The organism is Paenarthrobacter sp. CCNWLY172 (assembly GCF_037402035.1).
In the GTDB taxonomy this organism is placed as follows: Bacteria; Actinomycetota; Actinomycetes; order Actinomycetales; family Micrococcaceae; genus Arthrobacter.
This window is the reverse complement of record NZ_JBBEGB010000009.1, coordinates 134,651-149,473: the sequence shown is the minus strand read 5'-3', so window position 1 is coordinate 149,473 and position 14,823 is coordinate 134,651. Positions and strand designations below refer to the sequence as shown.

At 64.1% G+C, this 14,823-nt stretch carries 13 protein-coding genes; 3 read left to right on the top strand and 10 right to left on the bottom strand.

Features of this window, described 5'->3' with window-relative positions:
• Positions 1-46 precede the first annotated feature (46 nt).
• The 7 genes from WBN73_RS15475 to WBN73_RS15445 form a co-directional block, all read right to left on the bottom strand.
• Positions 47-1,723 carry a thiamine pyrophosphate-binding protein gene (locus tag WBN73_RS15475; protein WP_337340701.1) on the bottom strand — a complete coding sequence of 559 codons (1,677 nt, stop codon included), beginning with the start codon at positions 1,721-1,723 and terminating at the stop codon, positions 47-49.
• Positions 1,720-2,511, bottom strand: coding sequence for a cyclase family protein (locus WBN73_RS15470; protein ID WP_337340702.1), 792 nt, complete (start codon positions 2,509-2,511; stop codon positions 1,720-1,722). The genes WBN73_RS15475 and WBN73_RS15470 overlap by 4 nt, the downstream gene beginning before the upstream one ends.
• 7 nt (positions 2,512-2,518) lie before the next feature.
• A complete protein-coding gene (locus WBN73_RS15465; protein WP_337340703.1) occupies positions 2,519-4,156 on the bottom strand; it encodes a phytoene desaturase family protein in 1,638 nt (545 codons plus the stop codon).
• A 32-nt stretch (positions 4,157-4,188) separates the two neighbouring features.
• Positions 4,189-5,946: a flavin reductase gene (locus WBN73_RS15460; RefSeq protein ID WP_337340704.1), complete on the bottom strand. Its 1,758-nt coding sequence runs from the start codon at positions 5,944-5,946 to the stop codon at positions 4,189-4,191.
• Positions 5,947-5,976: 30 nt separating this feature from the next.
• Positions 5,977-7,215 carry a styrene monooxygenase/indole monooxygenase family protein gene (locus WBN73_RS15455; RefSeq protein WP_207595860.1) on the bottom strand — a complete coding sequence of 413 codons (1,239 nt, stop codon included), beginning with the start codon at positions 7,213-7,215 and terminating at the stop codon, positions 5,977-5,979.
• Between the two features lie 39 nt (positions 7,216-7,254).
• Positions 7,255-8,043, bottom strand: a complete 789-nt coding sequence (locus tag WBN73_RS15450) for an SDR family oxidoreductase (protein ID WP_337340705.1) — start codon at positions 8,041-8,043, stop codon at positions 7,255-7,257.
• A 124-nt stretch (positions 8,044-8,167) separates the two neighbouring features.
• The gene (locus WBN73_RS15445) at positions 8,168-8,317 is read right to left on the bottom strand and encodes a hypothetical protein (protein WP_207595862.1); all 150 of its coding nucleotides are present in this window, start codon (positions 8,315-8,317) and stop codon (positions 8,168-8,170) included.
• A 167-nt stretch (positions 8,318-8,484) separates the two neighbouring features.
• Here WBN73_RS15445 and WBN73_RS15440 point away from each other — a divergent pair, with 167 nt between their 5' ends.
• Positions 8,485-9,453, top strand: a complete 969-nt coding sequence (locus WBN73_RS15440; RefSeq protein WP_337340706.1) for an AraC family transcriptional regulator — start codon at positions 8,485-8,487, stop codon at positions 9,451-9,453.
• Between the two features lie 14 nt (positions 9,454-9,467).
• Here WBN73_RS15440 and WBN73_RS15435 read toward each other — a convergent pair whose 3' ends face one another.
• The 3 genes from WBN73_RS15435 to WBN73_RS15425 all read right to left on the bottom strand — a co-directional run bounded on the left by WBN73_RS15435 (position 9,468) and on the right by WBN73_RS15425 (position 12,194).
• Positions 9,468-10,295, bottom strand: coding sequence for a Fic family protein (locus WBN73_RS15435; RefSeq protein WP_337681319.1), 828 nt, complete (start codon positions 10,293-10,295; stop codon positions 9,468-9,470).
• A gap of 321 nt (positions 10,296-10,616) precedes the next feature.
• A complete protein-coding gene (locus WBN73_RS15430) occupies positions 10,617-11,318 on the bottom strand; it encodes a FadR/GntR family transcriptional regulator (protein ID WP_207595865.1) in 702 nt (233 codons plus the stop codon).
• A gap of 72 nt (positions 11,319-11,390) precedes the next feature.
• The gene (locus WBN73_RS15425; protein ID WP_337340707.1) at positions 11,391-12,194 is read right to left on the bottom strand and encodes an alpha/beta fold hydrolase; all 804 of its coding nucleotides are present in this window, start codon (positions 12,192-12,194) and stop codon (positions 11,391-11,393) included.
• A gap of 129 nt (positions 12,195-12,323) precedes the next feature.
• Here WBN73_RS15425 and WBN73_RS15420 point away from each other — a divergent pair, with 129 nt between their 5' ends.
• A complete protein-coding gene (locus WBN73_RS15420) occupies positions 12,324-13,847 on the top strand; it encodes a four-carbon acid sugar kinase family protein (RefSeq protein WP_337340708.1) in 1,524 nt (507 codons plus the stop codon).
• A 26-nt stretch (positions 13,848-13,873) separates the two neighbouring features.
• Entirely contained in the window at positions 13,874-14,776 is a 903-nt protein-coding gene (locus WBN73_RS15415; protein WP_207595868.1) for an NAD(P)-dependent oxidoreductase, read from the top strand.
• Positions 14,777-14,823: the final 47 nt, after the last annotated feature.

The following is a 14,823-nucleotide window of genomic DNA, read 5'->3' as shown; positions in this document are numbered from 1 at the left end:
CCGCTCATAGCGACGTTTGCTGTTACCCAGTTGGGCGCCCCGGCGCTTAGTGTCCCTGGAACGCTTCCGCCAGCCACCACGAACCACCGTCGGACGCGATCTTGGCGTCGATCACCAGGGGCCGGTCTTGTGTCCCGGCTTGGTAGTCCGCGATCCACGGGCGCGCAGCATCGAGGTCGCCCACGGTCCGCACGGTCACCCCTTCGGCACCGAACCCACGGGCTATGGCGGCGATGTCCGTTTCCGGGAACACGACGCTGGAGAGCTCGGCCTCCGAGTGCTCCGACGCGAAGTGGTGGACCTCGGCCCCGTAGGCAGCGTCGTTGTAAACGATGCACACCAGGGGTAGTTTCAGCCTCGCGGCGGTCTCCAACTCGCTGATGCCCATGAGGAACCCACCGTCGCCCGCGCCCAGCACCGGCAGGCGCTGAGGCTGGGCAAGCGCGGCGCCAATAGCTGTGTAAAGCCCCAGCCCGATCGCCTGAAATGCCTGCGTGAAGCAGAACCCGAACTCGTCCGGAACAGCGAGGTACTGGCTGGGGTAGCCCATGAAGTTGCCGGAATCCACGGCCACGATGCGCACGGATGGGAGCATCGAATCGAGTTCCCGGGTGAGGACGCGGGGATCGATGGAGGTCGCCGTGGACAGGTCCGCCGTGGAAACGTCCCGCCACCGCGAGCCCCGCTTGATGGCCAGGGCGTTGGTTTCGGTGCGGTACTTCCCAGCGGGCTCGGATTGCACGGTCCGCAGCGCCGTCAGGGTGTCCGCAGCAGTCAGCGCCGAATCACCCAGCAGCCCCAGGGTGATGGGTCGGTTGGCGCCGAGCGCGGAGTCTTCGACGTCGATCTGCACCACGTTGGTGCCGGTGGAAATGAGTCGCCCGTGCCGCATGGTCCACATGTTCAGCGCGCAACCCCACCCCACAATCAGATCCGCACCGCTGATGAGTTCCGCCGTGGTGGGCGACGAAAAACCACCCGAGATGCCCAGGTTGTGCGAGTCGCCGTTGAACAGTCCGCTCGCCACTGCCGACGTTGCCACCAGCGCACCGGCATGCCGTGCCAATTCCAGGATCTCGTCCCGGGCGCCCCGTCCGCCGCGTCCCGCGACGAACACGGGCCGTTCCGCGGCGGAAATCAGGGCCACCAACTGCTCCACTGCGGCAGCGTCCGGGCGGGTCTTTAGCGGCTCAGGCACGACGACGGCACTCACCTCATCCGCGGCGCTGGCACTTTGGACGTCCAACGGCAAGCTCAGGACCACCGTTCGGCGCTCGTTCACCGCGGTCCGGAAGGCCCGGACAGTGTCTGCCACAGCTGTGGCGGGGGAGTGGATCCGTTCGGCCACGGCGCCGACGCTTCGGGCCAACGCGTCCTGGTCGATCTTGAAGTTGGACCGGATCGCTGCAGCCTGGGTGTCGGCGGTCAGCACGATCATGGGAGTGCGGCTCTTCGCGGCTTCACCGATTCCCGTAATGGCATTGCTGAGCCCACAGCCCTGGTGGGTGGTGACCACTCCCACCTTGCCGGACATCCGCGAGTAGGCGTCGGCCATGGTCGCAGCACCGCCTTCGTGCCGGGTGGCGGTGAAAGGGATTCCTTCGGCCATGAGGGTGCCGGTGACATCGAAGTTGCCGCTGCCCACCACTCCGAAAACATGCCCGACGCCGAGCTTCGCCAGTGTCCTGCCCACCAGGGTGGAAACCCGTACCTGCTCACTCATGCTGTTACCCCGGCGTCTTTTTCAATCAGCGCATACACGCGGCTCGGGCTGCCGGTGCCGCCCACGATCGGCAGGGGTGCCACCACCAGGGTTGCCCCTACTACCGGGAGCCGGTCCACGTTCCGCAGCGAGGTCACGCCATACTTATCCGCGCCCAGCAGGAACGAATGCACGGGGAACATCGGATCCAGCCCGCCGGCCTGCCCGGCATCGATCCCCACGGTTTCAACACCGAAACCGCTGATCGAGGCGTTACCGGCAAGCCACTTGGCACCTGCCGCAGAGACACCGGGAGTGTGGGGTCCGGCGTCGTCCGCGTTGACGAAAGCCGCAGCGTCAGCGCCACGCGCCGCCCAACCCGTCCGGAAGATGATCCAGCAGTTCTCCGGAAAAGCGCCGTGCTGTTCCTGCCATTGCTCAAAGTGCTCAGGTTCCAGCAGGAAGTCAGGGTCCGCGGAGACCTCTGCGGTCTTGTCGATCACCGCGATGGGCCCCACCAGGCGGTGGGGTTCGATCTGGTCCACGGATTTGCCATCCTTGCCGGTGATCCAGTGGACGGGCGCGTCCAGGTGCGTCCCGGCGTGCTCACCCACGGTGACGTCGTTCCACGCCCAAGCCGGTCCGGCGTCGTCGAAATTGCTCACCGGCGAGACGGACAATCCCACCGTGTTCGCAAAGGGCTGCGGCAGGTTCAGGATGGGGGTTTCGGAGCTGAGGGGCGTCGTGAGGTCGATGATCTCCACCGAGCCATTCGAAAGGGCTGCAGTGAGCCCGGCCAGAACAGACATTGTTCTCCTATCGCTTTCTTGGTTTAAGTGCTGCTTGAAGACGCGAAAATCGTGAAGTTTTGGTCGTTAGTTTTTGGGCCACCAAATGTCCCGAGCCACCGGAGAGGCCGGGACCAGGGTGGGTTGACGCGCCGATATGCCACAGGCCTTCGACGGCGGTTTGGTGGCCTGCCGCCTCGGGGAACGGCCGCCAGAGCAAATTTTGAAAGAGCTCAGCGGACCCTCCATAGGGGTCACCGTTGACGGCATTGGGATTAGCGCCGGCCAGGTCCGTGGGGGCGATGATGTCTGAAGCGAGAACCGTGGCCTGGGTTCCCGGTGCGAACTGCTCCAGCCGGGCAAGGGCCCGCTCCAGATAGCCCTGTTTCAGCTCCTCGGTCCAGCCTTCCTCCACTGACAGTTCGCCGGCCGCATCATCTACGGGAGAGAACGGAACCTCCTGCAGTTGCAGCCACAGCGTGGCTTTGCCCTCTGGAGCGCGGGACGGATCCAGCACGCACTGCTGCCCGACCACCACCGTGGGTTCGCTGGGCAGCAGGCCGGCTTCGGCCTCGGCGCAGGCGATTCCCGTGCTGTCCGAGCCGTTGCTGATGTGCACCAGCGGAACTTCGTTGAGTCGCGGATCGAGCCACTCCACGGGCTTGTCCAGGGCGAGGTGGATCTGCAGGGCGCCGCGGCCATTCTGGTAGCGTTCGGCCGCCGCCGCGGTCGCGGCCGGTGGCTGGCTGAGCAGCCGGGTATACAGTGCCTGCGGCGAGACGTTGGCCAACACGGTGCTGGCAGCGACCACGCCCTGCGCAGTGCGAACACCGGTGACTCTGCCTGAACCGCTGTCCACCAGGACCTCTTCCGCCTCAGCGCCCAGCACGATCTGAACCCCGTTGTCCCGCAGCAACGACTCAAACGCCGCCACGAACCTCGACGCCCCACCTTTCACCACCGGGAGCCCAAAGCCGTGCATGGTCATGGCCATCACCGGCAACATCACCCCACCTGTTGCCTGGTCCGGGCCAAGCCCTGCGTGCAGGAGCCACGGTGACCACAGCTGGTCCGTTTCCCACCCATCAAAGCGGCTGCGGGTGTAGTTCCGGCCGCTCATCACCGCGTCCCGGACGAAAGACTCTGTCCCGGAGAAACGTCCACGCCGGACGGCTCCGAAGGCAATCTTCGCAACCTCCCTGAATGATCGAAGCTCCGCCCCGAACGCCCCAAAAACCGTGCCGGCATTCCGCTCAAGGTCATTCAACATGGCCAGGTAGGCGGACTGGTCGCCGGTGACCTTGAAAGCGGCAGCCGTCTCGCCCGGATCCCGCTGCGCAATGACAACGCGGTGGGCGCCCGTGGCCGGATCTGCGGCGACGCTCGCGGTCACCGGGCCGGTGGTGTTGCAGTACTCCAGACCCCTGGCATGCAGTTCCTTGCCCAAAGCCGCGTACGCACCACCTGACACGAACAACGGGTGCCAGGAAGAGAAGGAGTCGTGCACGAAGCCCGGCAGGGTCCGCTCGGAGGAATGAATGAAACCTCCCAGCCGGTCCGAACGCTCGATGATGCAGACGCGCTTCCCGTCCATGGCGAGCTCAGCTGCCGCGACCAGGGAATTGATACCCGAGCCAATGATCGCGACGTCAACGGAATCGACCATCTCCGCTCCTTTCAGAAGTGCTCAGAATGTGGCTAGAAGTCCGGGTGGCTGGCGGTTGCGTGGTATTTGCCGCCGTGGAACACCAAGGGAGCGCCGCCCTCGTAGTCGTATCTCTCCACTTCCCCCACATAGATGACATGGTCGCCGGCGTCGTGCCGTGAGACCGTGCGGCATTGGAAGGAGGCCACCGCGCCGTCCAGCAGCGGAACACCGGCGATGCCCTCGGTGGTGTCCGTGCCGGCGAACTTGTCGATGGCGGGGGTTGCGAACTGGCGGGACAGGACATGCTGGTCGCTGGCCAGGATATTGATGGCGAAATGCGTGGCGTTCTCAAAGTCACCCAGGCTGGGCGACCGTTTGCTGGGACACCACAGCACCAAAGGCGGTTCCATGGAAACTGACGTGAATGAATTCGCGGTCATCCCCACCTTCCGGCCGTCGGCAGCAACAGTGGTCACCACGGTAACGCCTGTGGCGAATTGCCCCAACGCGCCCCTGAAATCCCGGACATCAAAAACCGAGGAGTCTTCCTCTTTGCGGGCCTGCATGAAATCGGCTGCGGCAGTGGGATCGAACCACCACGGGTAGGACGTCCGGGGATCATCGAACCCGGCCACGATGCCCGCTGCCAGGGCCGGGTGTTCAGCGGCTTCGCTGAGGAGGGTTTTCTGGTGGTCCCTGCGGGGCTTAAGGAGGTCGTTGGTCCATTCAACCGCCCACTGGCCCCATCCACGCCAGAACTCATCGAACGTCCGCTCCATCCAGTGGCGGTCGAACGGCTGCCGGCCCCTGCGAACTATCGCATCGAGGTAGTATTTGGCCGCCAGCGTCGCATTGTTTGAGCCCTGCCCGGTGAGGGGATCGTTGAGGACCACAGCGTCGCCGAGCCCGAACACCAGCTTTCCGTTGGCCAACTCCCCGACGGCGGACCTCACCGTTGGCGTGATGCGCCCCAGAAGCGTGGCGCCGCTGTCGGTCAGTTCCGCGGTGGCAAAGTTCTCTGCCTCGTGCGGAAAGTGCTCCCTCAGGATCTCCAGCGATCGCGCAAGCTGCTCTTGCGGGGTCCCGACGTCGGTCCACCGGTCCATGGGGCCGCCCACCACGCCTTCGAACACCATCATGCGGCACGGCCCGGAGACGGTCAGGCCCGGGAACGTAAAGAACTCGCCGACGCCGGGGACCATGGACATGCGGATGGCGGCGCCGCTGCTGGAGGTGCTGTCCGGTGACGCGTCGCCCGCAACAGCACAGCTGTCGGCCGTGACGTAGGTGAGCGCCAGGACCCGCTGCGGCCGGTCGAAGGGCGACTTTGCCTTGTCGCGCGGGAAAATCTGGCCGATCTCGCCCTTGCCGGTGCTGACAATCACCAGCTCGTACTCGCGGGCGAGCTCTTCGAGCATGCGCGGAGTGACCTTCTCAATGCGGAAGTCGCCCCCGGCGGCCACGAACGTCTCGATCCAGAGTGCGCTCTTGATCCGTTGGTCGATGGAGCGGGCCGGCCCATCCAAGGGGGCCTCCCATTCGACGGGGTCATCAGCTTCCACGCGCAACCGGATGGAGGTGATGCCCGGGACGGAGCCTGACTCGTAGAACTCCGTGAGCGCTGTACCCATCTGGGCTTCGGCGTCGAGCGCGGTGGAGAACATGCACTGGCTGGACATGACTTTGCCGGTGCGGATCTGGGCCGCGGAGCGGTCGGACAGGAGCGTCACGGCGTAGCCATCCCGTTGCAGGCCCAAAGCCAGTTGGGCACCGGATTCCCCGGCCCCGACGATTGCAATTTTTCGCATGGTTAAGTCCTTGCTGGCACGGGTGTGCTATTAAACCTTGGCGGCGGAGAGGCCGGCCAGGTAGTCGGCAGCTTTGTCCGGGTACATGAACCAGTCCTGGAATTCCGGAGGGTGGTTGAAGCCGTTGGCGAAGCGGTGGGCAATGGCCGGCTCGTTGTTCGCGGCGCCCAGGAGTTCAAGGACGTGGGGCGGCGGTGGGGCCAGGAGGGCATTTGTCCAGTGTGCAACGTGCTGGGCGTAATCCCAGTAGCGCTCGAAGGTGGCCTGCATGAACGGAGCGTCAAACGGCTGCGCCTCGTGTTCAATAATGCTGGCCAGGTACGACGCCGCGCACTTGCTTGCGTTGTTGGACCCCTGGCCGGTGATGGGATCGTTCAAGACCACGACGTCGGCCAGCCCCAGTACCTGCCTGCCGCTGGGCAACGTGGCGATGGGGTGGCGGACGGTGGGCGCGAACCGGCCTTGGAGGACGCCGTTGGGATCGGTCAGCTCGACGTCCGTGGCCCGCTCTGCTTCCCACGGCAGGAAGGTGCGCAGGATGTTCTTGGAGTTCTCCAGATGTTCCTCCGGCGTGAGGCCCTTCCAGGTGTCCATAGGCCCGCCCGGCACTCCTTCGAAGACCATGATTTCGCAAGGGCCGGTGGTGGTGAGGGCTGGGAAGACGAAGTACTCGCCAACTCCGGGGATGAGGTTGAACGAGACCGCCGAGTACTCTTCGCGGGGCTTCAGGCCCTTCACGTAGGTCAAGGCAAGGGCGCGCTGCGGGGCGTCGTAGGTGCTGCGTTCGGCGTCGCGGGTGAAGAGTTGAGCGATCTCGCCTTTACCAGCCGCCACGATCACCAAGTCCGAGTTCTGCGTGTATTTCTCCAGCTGGTCCATCCCGGCGTCGTCAAAGATCAGCTCACCACCGCGCGCAACAAACTCCTCCATGAACCGCGGAAATTTCACCCGCTGATCGATGGACTTGGCGTGGTTATCCAGGCGGGATGCCCAGCTGATGGCCTTCTGACCTGGCAGTTCAGGGTGGGGGATGGTGAAGGAGATGCCGTCCACCGTGGGGGCGTCGGGCCAGAAGTCCAGCCCTAATGCGCGTTCGTGCTCCAGCGCGTTATGGAAGATGCACTGGCTTGAGGCCACTTTGCCTTCCTGGATTTCCTGCGGGGTGCGGTTGGAAATGGTGGTCACATGAAAGCCCGCGTCCAAAAGCCCGATGCCGAGCTGCAGCCCGGACTGTCCTGCTCCGACGATGGTGATGTGGCGTTGCGTCATGGTGTTTGTCCTTGTCTGTCGAGTTGCTGTGAGGCCGTGTCAGTTGGCGGCGAGCAAGGGAATGGTTTCTTCGGCCCGCTCCGGGCCCAAAGCGGAGTAGCCGCCGTCGACAGCCCAATCGGCGCCGGTCACGAAGCTGGCTTGGTCGCTGGCGAGGAACGCGACGACGTCACCCACCTCGTGCGGGCGGCCGACGCGCTTGAGTGCGTGGAACGGTGCCGCCACGGAGTCCGTCTTCTCCAGGTTCCCGTTGCTGAGGGAGTCCATGATGTTGCTCCACACCCAGCCCGGGCTGACCGAGTTGACCCGGATCCCATCCGATGCGAAGTCCACTGCCATGCTGCGGGTCACCTGCACCAAAGCAGCCTTGCTGGCGGGGTACAACCATCGGCCTGTCTGGGCAACGGAGCTGGAAATGGAGGTGAAGTTGATGATGGCGCCGCGCCCCGAAGCCTTGAGGTACGGGCGGGCCGCGTTGCTTGCCACGACGGCGCTCACGAGGTTGACGTTGAGCGCCTCGAGCCAGTCGGCACGACCGGAAGCCGCGCCGTCGTCCTTGTAGGTACAGGCAAGGTTCACCAGGATGTCGAGCCCGCCGTAGAGGGCCACGGTTTCCTCAACGAGTTCGCTGACTGCGGCGTCGTCGGTGATGTCCGAGTGGGAATAGTGGACCCCTTCCCCGAGTGCTTTGGTGAGCCTGTCGCCGTCGGGAGCTATATCGGCCACCACCACTGTGGCCCCGGCCTCCCGCAAAGCCGTGACCACGCCCTGGCCCACCTTGGTGGCTCCACCGGTGACGATCGCTGTCCTGCCCTTGAGTGCTGACATGTGCCGAACCCTTTCCCGCGATGATGATGTTACGCAAATATGACGTGCGTCATATTTGTCCTGTAAGCGACTCTAGGCAGCCGCCGTCGTCCGAAATATCCACGTGGCGCGAGGATTATCCGAATTACGCAGGGTCTTCCTCTTCTTCATGCCAGCCGACCCAAGCCGCGGAAATGAGGCGGGGTTCCCCGGCCCGAAGCTCTGCCGTCCAGAGTTCGAAGTGACTCCGGTCCCATTCGTCCCGGCGGTCATGAACAGCCTTGATGTTCTTCACTTGTGCTCACCTCGCTTCCGTCACTGTTGTGGTTCTGTGAGCTGCGTCATACTTGTCCTGAAAGCGACTCTAGGCAGTAGCTGCACTCCGGAATATCCGCTCGGCGCGGGGATCATCCGAAAAGCGAAAAGACCCTGTGTAGTGGAAAACGGTGAAGTAGGTGGCGGATGGTGAGGATTCTTCCTCGTGACGTTCTGCGGGGGCGGCCCACCTTGGCCACCACCGACGTGGACCAAGCGCACGCCAAAATTGCTGAGCTTTTTTGCAGTCACGAGCTGTCGCCGCGGACGCGCCAGTCCTCGGTGGACATGAAGTTGCGTTCCCTCCACCGCGGCGATGTGGGAATCGAGTTCCTGGACTACGGCGCGGACGTTCGGATTGAGCCGGAGGGTCTCCAGGACTTCCATCTAGTGCAGATCCCGTTGGCGGGGCACGCATCCATGAAGGTGGGCGCGAGCACTGTGGAATCGAGTCCGGCGATGGCCACCGTTCCCCCGCTCGACAGGCCCTTCTCCATGAGCTGGGACAGCGGCAGCCCGCACCTCATTGTGTACGTGCGGCGGGCAGCGCTGGAGCGGGTGGCGTGGCATCTCAACGGCGCGGCACTTGGTGGGCTGGGCTACGGCATGGACCTTTCAGGTGGCGCCGGGCGCGCGTTCTTGAGGGCCGTCGTCGAACTTCATGACGACATGATCAGCCAGCCGCAGTCCGCGGCTCCCGCCTTTGTTCAGGGGTTGTTGGCGGACAGCATGATCTCGCGCTTGCTGATGGCGATGGAGCCGCCAGGCGTGGAGGCCCGGGACGCGGCCTCGGAGGGCCGGCTGGTCCGCGAATGTCGCGAGTTGTTGGAGCGTCACGCGGCCGAAGAACTCACTGTCCCTGACATCGCCGAGTGCCTGGGAGTTTCGGTCCGGACCCTACAGACCGCGCTCAGGGCGGAAACGGGCGCGACGCCGTCCGAGTTGCTGCGCAGTATCCGGCTGGACCGGGCCCGGGAGATGCTGCTGGAAGCGAGCCCGCGGGAGCAGAGTGTCACGGCGGTGGCGGAGTTGTGTGGTTTCACTCACCAAGGGCGCTTCTCTGCGCTCTACTTGAAGGCCTTCGGCGAATTACCAAGCGAGAGCTTGCGCCGCTAGGCAGGAGGCGAAGACTATTCTGAATCGCGCAGAATGCGGGGCAGGAATCCCAATTGATCCAATTCCCGAACCAGAAGTGGCGTTAGTTCACTCGGGGCCAGCCGAAGCCGGTAGGATCTCTTCCCCTTGGCGATCGGTTCAATGACGCCGCGGTCCAGGAGCTTTCGAATGTCTTGACTTCGTGTCGCAGCTGAACCTGTGAATGCTGAACTAAGGTCTGCGGCCTTCACGTCAACTTTCCGCGCGATGATGGTCAAAGCCAGGGCTTCGTCCGCCGTGAAGCGCGACGAGGCGAGGCCTCTTGCGATTGCGGGAACCAACAGGCCTTCCGTAACGAAGTCCTTGTCACCGAGTTTCGCCAACCTACTGAGGTCTGTCAGTAGTCCTTCGAGGACATACGTCGACCAGCGAATCAGGGACTCGGGTTCGAGGGAATCGGCGTCTTCGAGTCGTTCGTAGTAGAGGGCGCGGTTCTCCCCAAATACGGCCGTTGGGTTCAGCGCCCAGTATCCGGCGGTGTCGGAGAACCCTTGCCGCCGCATGGCGGCGTAAGTCATGAGTCTCCCGACGCGACCATTGCCATTGCCGAAAGGATGAATCCAGACGAACCGATGGTGGGCGAGCGCAATCTTGAGGAGCTCGTAGTTTTGAACTACGTCCGCATTGATGAAGTCGAGGAGTGCAGTCATGTCTCCGTGCACGCTCCCTGGCGAGGGTGGTCGGTGCGATGAGCCGCTGATGGTGACATCGGCGAGCCTGTAGGCACCAGGTGTGTGGTCCCCTTCACGTTCCAAACCGGCCACGGAGATGCGGTGCAGCTCCCGGACAAACCCGTGCGTCAGTATCGTCCCCCGGCCGACGGCGGAGTCGACGAGAGCCGTTGCTTCTTGGAGCTGGTTCGCAACTGTGTGAAGACCTCGGGAGCGGTGGTTCCTTCACCTAAATCTGCGCGAACCCGTTCAAGGTCGATGATGGCTTTCGCCAGTGGAGAGCTAAAGGGGAACTCGGGAAAATCGAGTGGGTTCACGGGGAGAATGGTCCAGAGAGGTTTCCAACAATTAAGAGCATGGCCGGATTATTCCCTAGAAATCAGTGATTTCGCTAGACCCGGCCCGTGCAGGAATTAAATTATCCGAGTCCAACAATTAAGGCGCCTGTGCCAGTTACGCCTCCAGCACGTACGTCTTCAGGTCGTCCAGCGTCTGCTGCATGTGCGCGTCCATCGCGAGTCGGGCCTCGTTGGGGTTGCGGGATTCCAGCGCCGAGGCAATCTTCCGATGGTGGCCAATAGCGTGTTCCTGAATCTCCGGGAAAGCCGATGTTTCGGTGCGGCGCGCTTCGAGGACCCGGTGCAGCGGCTCAAAGAGCACAGCCACAAACACGTTGCCGGAGGCGTGAAGAATCACGTCGTGGAAGGCGAGGTCGGCTTCCACGAAGGCCGCCAGATCGTTGACTTCGTGGGCGGCCTGCATCTTGTCGACGTGTTCGCTGAGTGCCGTGAGTTCCTCGTCGGAGATACGTTCGGCGGCGAGTTCGCAGGCGCCGGTTTCCAGCATGCGGCGGAGCTCAATGAGCTGGATCGCGGCGGCCGCGTCCTTGGTGCCCTCAGATGCCGCCCGCAGCACGGCTTCCAGCGATGCCCACTGATTCAGGGGGTTGACGAACGTGCCGCGGCCGCGCTCTACGCTGAGAATCCGTTGCGCTTCGAGGGTCTTCATGGCCTCACGCACGGTCATGCGGCTCACCTCGTGCTTGGCGCTGAGCTCAAGCTCACCGGGGACCACCGTTCCGGGCGGAAATTCACCCGCGATGATGCGGTCCAGCAACTCATCAGCGACGACGCCGACCAGCGACTTGCGTGCCATGTATCCCCATTTCCTGTACTCCGACCACCCTTTGTCCCGCGTCTTCCCGGGGTGGGATGGTTGTCAGACATCTTACGCTGGCGGTGGCCAGCTTGTTTCCCAAAATTCATGCAGCGCCTCGGCACATTCCTGCGGCTTCTCCCAGTGGACACTGTGGCCCGCGCCGGGAATGGCCTTCAGTCGACGCTGGGGGCTTTCGGCCACGAACGCGCGCAGGTGCTCTATGGGCCGAACCCGGTCTTCAGTTCCGGCGAGCACCAGCAACGGCGCGTGGACGCGCCCGGGTACTGAAGGTTCGACGCCGGTCATGGCCGCCAAGGCGCTGGCGGACAGAACGGGGAAGGGGACATTGAATCCGGTGCTGAGCCGCACCATGTCTGCTGCCGGCAACACCCCGTACCAGGCGTTCATGAGCTTCGCGATGGTTCCGGAATCGAAGAAGCCTTGGTCCAGCTGTGACCTGAGCACATCCTTGAACCCCTGATTTTGCGGCACCGGCGCCATGCCCACCAGGGTCAGTGAAGCCACCAGCTCCGGGCGGGCCGCCGCCAGCGTCAGTGAAACACTGCCACCCATCGAATGCCCCACGATGTGCACGGGACCTTGGGCCCGTGCTTCAAGGATTGCCCCCACCGAAGCCGCTGCCGAGTCCAGGTTCCATTCGAAATCCGACGGCAGGAAATCTCCCGAATGGTAGCCGGGGAGGTCGAGAATCCAGACTTCGCGGCCGGCGTCGAGCAGCTTCCTGGCGAGAGGCTCCCAGTACACCGAGCCGGATGCCCAGCCGTGGATCAGCACTGCGGGCAACGGCTGACCTGCGGGAATGGCAGGGGTGAGGACGTTCACGTGCGGGAGCGGAACCACGCTGTCAGCCATGACCCCAGCCTAGTGACGTGGAGCATCTTGCGCGGTGAGGAGCCGTGTGTCACACTAATTCAAATGTTAGATGTCTGACATCTTACATTCACTAAACCGCTACACAGATTTCCCACGATGGAGTGCACAGTGACCCTTGAAGCAGACGTTCTGGCCGCTTTCCCGCCGGAAGTCCGGATTCCCGCTCAGCTGGTAGCCGACGCCGTTGCCGCGTCCGCCGCCACCACCCCGCGCGTTTTGGTTGTCCTCGACGACGACCCCACAGGCACGCAGTCCGTTGCGGATCTCGCTGTGCTCACCCGCTGGGAGATTGAGGACTTCACCTGGGCCTTCACCCACATCCGTGAGAACCAGACCCAGGCCGCCGTTTACGTCCTCACCAACACCCGCAGCCTGGACCCCGCCGAAGCCGCTGCCCGCAACGAGGAGATTGTCCGCAACGCCCTCGCTGCGGCGTCGGGCAACGGTGGTGGTCCTCGGCTGCGCCTCGGCTTCGTCAGCCGCAGCGACTCCACCCTCCGTGGTCACTACCCCCTGGAGCCGGACGTCATCGCCGCTACCGTCGCCGCGGAAACCGGCGAACCCACCGACGGCGTCGTGATCGTTCCGGCGTTCCCCGACGCCGGCCGCGTCACTATCGGCGGTGTCCACTTCATGCGCGGCACGGGAGAAAACCTCGGCACACTTACCCCTGTGGCCGAGACGGAATTCGCCAAGGATGCGAGCTTCGGCTTCAAGAACTCTGAGATGGCCAAATATGTGGAGGAGAAGTCGCAGGGCCGCTTCCCTGCCAGCGACGTGATCGTCCTTGACCTGAACATCATCCGCGCCGGCGCGTCTGCCCAGGACCCCACCATCTCCGCCAAGGCCATCGCCGACGCTCTGGAGTCCGCCACCAACTCCACTCCGATCGTGGCCGATATCGTCACCGAGAACGACTTCCGCGCCCTTGCCCTGGGCCTCGAAGAAGCCGAACGGCGCGGCAAGAGACTCCTTTACCGCGTGGGCCCGCCGTTTGTCCGCGGCCGGATCGGCCAGGAAATCCGTACCGCTCTGACCTCCGAAGAGGCGTTCGCGGGCAATACTCCCTCTGCAGCCGGCGGCTTGATCGTGGTCGGCTCCCACGTTGGTGTCACGACCCGCCAGCTCAACGACCTCACAGCCGAGCACAGCTCGGCCAAGACTATTGAGATCGACGTCGAGAAACTCATCGCCGGTACCGAAACCGCGGGTGAAGCAGAGGCCGACGCCTACATCGGAACCGTGGTGTCCGACGTCGTGGACGCTCTCCACTCCGGTGACGTCATCGTCCACACCAGCCGCCTGCTCATCAAGACCGACGACGCCGCCGCGAGCCTGAAGATCGCCCGCACCGTCTCTGCCGCCGTCGTCGCTGTGGTGAACCGGACCCTGAAGACCTTCCCGCCGCGCTTCGTCATCGCCAAGGGCGGTATCACCTCCTCCGATGTGGCAGCGCATGGTCTGGAAATCCGCCACGCGATCGTCCGCGGGCCCATGCTGCCAGGCATCGTCTCGCTGTGGGAGCCGGTAGACGGTCCCGCAAAGGGCATCCCGTACGTCGTGTTTGCCGGCAACGTCGGAGACGACCAGTCCCTGACCCAGGTCACCCGCAAGCTCAGCAACACATTCTAGAATCCCGAACTTCAATGGAGAACACCATGACCAGCAGCAACTACACCATCACCGTCCTGGGTCTCGGGGCCATGGGCCTGCCCATGGCTACCCGCCTCGCATCCGAGCTCACGGTTCACGGCTTCGACATTGCCGAGCCGCGCCTTGAACTCGCCGCAGAAGCCGGCATCAAGACCTTCGCCTCAGCCCGCGAGGCTTCCCAGGACGCGGACGCGTTGCTCCTGGCCGTGCGCAACGGCGAGCAGCTCAACGATGTCCTGTTCGGTGAGAATGGAGTTGCCTCGGTATTGAAGCCGGGCGCCGTCGTGATCCTCGGCAGCACCGTTGGCACCGAAGCCATCCCCGCCACGGTCGCCAAACTCGCTGAGTACGGCGTCGCACTGGTGGATGCTCCGCTGTCCGGCGGTCCGAAGCGTGCCGGTGAAGGCGACCTGCTGATCGTCGTCGGTGCCGAGCCGGAGGCCCTTGAAAAGGCGCGCCCCGCACTCGAGCTGCTGGCCTCCACCCTGAGCATCGTGGGCGACAAGCCCGGCGACGGCCAAGCCCTCAAGACCGTCAACCAGCTCCTCTGCGGCGTCCACATCGCCGCCGCTGCAGAGGCCATGGCCCTTGCCGACGCCCTCGGCTTGGACCAGGCGAAGACCCTTGCCGCCCTCGAAGCCGGAGCCGCCGGTTCCTTCATGCTGTCCAACCGTGGTCCGCGCATCCTCGAGGCCTACTCCGAAGACGGCGCCGAAGTCCTCAGCCGCCTCGATATCTTCGTCAAGGACATGGGCATCGTGGGTAAAGCGACGCGCGCCGCCGGCCTCGCAGCACCCGTTGCCGCCGCAGCTGAACAGCTTTACCTTCTCGGCCAGGCCCAAGGCCTCGCCGCTGCCGACGACTCCGCCGTCATCAAGGTTGTCGCGCCCGCAAAGCGCACCGCCTAACCACCCCCATAAGAACCCGCGACGACGGCGATCCCCCCTTCGCCGTC